The following is a 3674-nucleotide window of genomic DNA, read 5'->3' on the forward strand; positions in this document are numbered from 1 at the left end:
CCTTTTCCTTACCATGGAAACGCTCTGCCGACTGAGCTAAAGGGGCAAGCCGACAGCCAACAGTACCCAATGGTCGGCGCAGGACGAAATCGGGGGGTCCCCCTTCTCCGCCGACGTCGCTCAGAGCCTGGAAGCGCGGGCCAGACGGGCCGGCCACAGCGGCCCGCCGTAGACGAATCCGGTGTACGCCTGCACCAGGTCCGCACCCGCGTCGAGGCGGTCGCGGACGTCCTGCGGCGTGGTCACGCCGCCGACGCCGACCAGGGCCAGCCGGTCGCCCACACGTCCCCTCAGGCGGCGCAGCACCTCCGTGGACCGGTCGGCGAGCACCGGCCCGGAGAGGCCCCCGGCACCCGCGGCGTCGACCGTCGCCCGGGGCGTGCGCAACGAGTCCGGGCGCGCGATCGTCGTGTTGGTGGCGCTGATGCCGTCCAGCCCCAGCTCGAGAGCCAGGTCGGCCACCGCGTCGACGTCGGCGTCGGCGAGGTCCGGCGCGATCTTGACCACCAGAGGAACGCCCTCTCGGGCGGTGACGTCGCCCACGGCCTCGAGGATGGGCCGGAGCGAGTCGACGGCCTGCAGGTCGCGCAGGCCCGGGGTGTTCGGGCTCGAGACGTTGACCACGAGGTAGCTCGCGTAGGGGGCGAGCAGGCGGGCGCTCTCCACGTAGTCGGCCACGGCCTCGGCCGCCGGCACGACCTTCGTCTTGCCGATGTTGACGCCGATCACCGCGTCGGCACCCGCACGGGTGCGGCGCAGCCGGTGCAGGCGGGACGCCACCACGGCCGCACCGTCGTTGTTGAACCCCATCCGGTTCACGATCGCCTCGTCCTCGAGCAGCCGGAACAGGCGCGGCCGTGGGTTCCCCGGCTGCGGGCGCGCCGTGACCGTCCCGACCTCGACGTGCCCGAAGCCCAGCCCCAGCAGGCCCGGGACGGCGCGGGCGTTCTTGTCGAAGCCCGCCGCCAGCCCGAACGCGTTCGGGAACTCCACCCCCATCACGGTGCGGGGCGCCGGGGGCACCGACGTCAGCGGAGCGGCGAGGCGACCCCCGAGCCGGATCGCCCGGAACGCCTGCTCGTGCGCGACCTCGGGGTCCATGCGGGCGAAGACCGTCGAGAACAGCGCGTCGTAGGCCACGGCCGCCAGCCTAGTCCGGGCCGATCACGCCCATCGCGGCGACGCTGCCGTGGCCCGGGGTGCCGGCCCCGCCCGCCCTGTTGCCGAGCGGGACCGGCACCTACTGGGACGGAGCAGGACCCCGGTCATGACGCGGGACCGGGCACCTCGTCGAGGTGCGGCGCTCAGCCGACCGTGCGGATGAGCTTCTTGTTGACGAACTCGTCCATGCCGAAGCGTCCGAGCTCGCGGCCGAACCCGGACCGCTTGACGCCGCCGAAGGGCAGCTCGGCACCCTCGGCGCCGACGCCGTTGACGAAGACCATGCCGGCCTCGATGCGGTCGGCCACCCGCTGGGCCTGGTCGGCGTCGTCGGTGAACACGTAGGAGCCGAGACCGAACGGGGTGTCGTTCGCGAGCTCCACGGCCTCCTCCTCCGACCCGACCTTGAACACGATGCCCACCGGGCCGAACAGCTCCTCGTGGAAGGCGTCGTCACCGGGCTTCACGCCCGTGAGCACGCCGGGCGGGAAGTGGGCGCCGTCGCGCTCCCCCGCGCTCTCCAGGTGCGCGCCCTGCTCGACGGCACGCTCAACCTGGTCGGCCAGACGCTCGGCCGCGGCGACGGACGACAGCGGCGCGATGCCCTCGGCGGCCGCGAGCATCTTGGCGGTGAACTTCTCGACGAACGAGTCGTAGAGGTCCTCGACGACGATGAACCGCTTGCCCGCGTTGCAGGCCTGGCCGGTGTTGTCGAGCCGCGCCGCCACGGCCTTGTCGACCGTGTCGTCGAGGTCGGAGCTGCCCAGCACCACGAACGGGTCGGACCCGCCGAGCTCGAGGACGACCTTCTTGAGGTGGCGACCGGCGATCTCGGCCACGGCCGCACCGGCGCGCTCGGACCCGGTGAGCGAGACGCCCTGGACCCGCGGGTCGGCGATGACGTCGGCGACCTGCTCGTTCGTGGCGTAGACGTTGACGTAGGCACCCTCGGGGAAGCCGGCGTCGAGGAAGATCCGCTCGAGCGCCGCGGCGGACTCGGGGCACTGCGGTGCGTGCTTGAGGACGATGGTGTTGCCGGTCGCGAGGTTGGGGCCCGCGAAGCGGGCGATCTGGTAGTACGGGAAGTTCCACGGCATGATGCCGAGCAGCACGCCCACGGCCGTGCGCTTCACGACGGCCGATCCCTCGCCCTCGAGCAGCTCGAGCGGCTCGTCGGCCATGAACGCCTCGGCGTTGTCGGCGTAGAAGTCGTAGATGGCGGTGCAGAAGTCGACCTCGCCCAGGCACTCCTCGAGCGGCTTGCCCATCTCGCGCTGGATGATGGCGGCCAGCTCGTCGCGACGCTCGTGGTGCAGCGCTCCGACGCGGCGCACCAGCTCGGCCCGCTCGGCCACGGTGGAGGACCGCGACCACGTGCGGAACGCCTCGTGCGCGGCCGTGACCGCGTTCTCGACGTCGGCGTCGCTGGCGGTGGGGTACTCCTGGACGACCTCGCCGGTAGCGGGGTTCGTGACGGCGTAGAGGCTCATCGGGGGCTCCTTCGATCAGGGGCGGACGGTGGTGGCTGGTCGTGAGGTCGGGAGTCCGACGTTACGCGGTGCGCGGGTCCTCGGCCCGGGGACGAGCGGCGGCACGGGTGCGCCGCTCATCGAACCGTCTCCGCCTCGCCGGCGATGCGCTGCGCGATCCAGATCGGCACCACGGAGACGACGATCAGCACCACGGCCACGACCGCGACCACGGGCGCCTGGTTGGGACGGAACAGGTTGTTGAGGATCCAGATCGGCAGGGTCGTGGTGCCGGGCCCGGCCGTGAAGGTGGTCACGATGATCTCGTCGAAGCTCAGCGCGAAGGCGAGGAGACCACCGGCGAGCAGCGCCGAGCGCAGCTGCGGGAACGTGACGAGTCGGAACGTCGTCCAGAGGCCCGCGCCCAGGTCGGCCGAGGCCTCCTCCAGGTTGCCGCCCATGCGGCGCAGCCGGGCGATGACGTTGTTGAACACCGTGACGATGCAGAAGGTGGCGTGCGCGACGATCAGCGTGGCCACGCCCAGCTCGATGGCCAGGATCCCGCGGAAGGCGTTGTTCAGCGCCACGCCGGTGACGATGCCGGGCAGGGCGATCGGCAGGATCACGAGCAGGTTCACCGTGTTGCGCCCGAAGAACGCGAACCGCTGCAGCGCGAAGGCCATGAGCGTGCCGAGCAGCAGCGCCACGGCGGTCGAGGCGAGCGCCACCTGCACGCTCGTGAGCACCGCGTCGCGGGCGCCCGCGCTGTGGAACGCGCGCACCCACCACTGGGTGGTGAACCCCTCGGGCGGCCACGTCATCGACGGGTCGGGGTTGAAGGAGTTGGCCACCACGACCAGCAGCGGCGCGTACATGAGCACCAGCACGAGGCCGGTGACGCCGAGCAGCAGACGTCGCGCGAGAGGACTGAGGGTCACGACGCGCTCCTAGAGGGTGTCCAGGGCGCCCGTGCGGCGGACCGCCGCGAGGTACCCGAGCATGACGACGATGGGGATGAGGGCGATCGCGGCGGCGAGCGGCAGG

3 protein-coding genes and 1 tRNA gene (1 of these 4 only partly in view) are annotated in these 3674 nt (G+C 71.9%); all 4 read right to left on the reverse strand.

The features are described from left to right. Positions 1-38 (reverse strand) — tRNA-Met (locus ASF38_RS18260) (it extends 104 nt beyond the left edge of the window). Between the two features lie 82 nt (positions 39-120). Then, complete coding sequence (locus ASF38_RS01845; protein ID WP_056555917.1) at positions 121-1140, reverse strand: quinone-dependent dihydroorotate dehydrogenase; 1020 nt, start codon at positions 1138-1140, stop codon at positions 121-123. Positions 1141-1304: 164 nt separating this feature from the next. Continuing rightward, entirely contained in the window at positions 1305-2651 is a 1347-nt protein-coding gene (locus ASF38_RS01850; protein ID WP_056573277.1) for an NAD-dependent succinate-semialdehyde dehydrogenase, read from the reverse strand. 116 nt (positions 2652-2767) lie between these two features. Then, positions 2768-3568, reverse strand: coding sequence for an ABC transporter permease (locus ASF38_RS01855; protein WP_055964139.1), 801 nt, complete (start codon positions 3566-3568; stop codon positions 2768-2770). Between the last annotated feature and the right edge of the window lie 106 nt (positions 3569-3674).

The organism is Aeromicrobium sp. Leaf272 (genome assembly GCF_001422865.1).
In the GTDB taxonomy this organism is placed as follows: domain Bacteria; phylum Actinomycetota; class Actinomycetes; order Propionibacteriales; family Nocardioidaceae; genus Aeromicrobium.

Excerpts from the sequence above, each read along its gene's own strand:
- ASF38_RS01850 (WP_056573277.1), bottom strand. The coding sequence starts at position 2,651 with ATGAGCCTCTACGCCGTCACGAACCCCGCTACCGGCGAGGTCGTCCAG.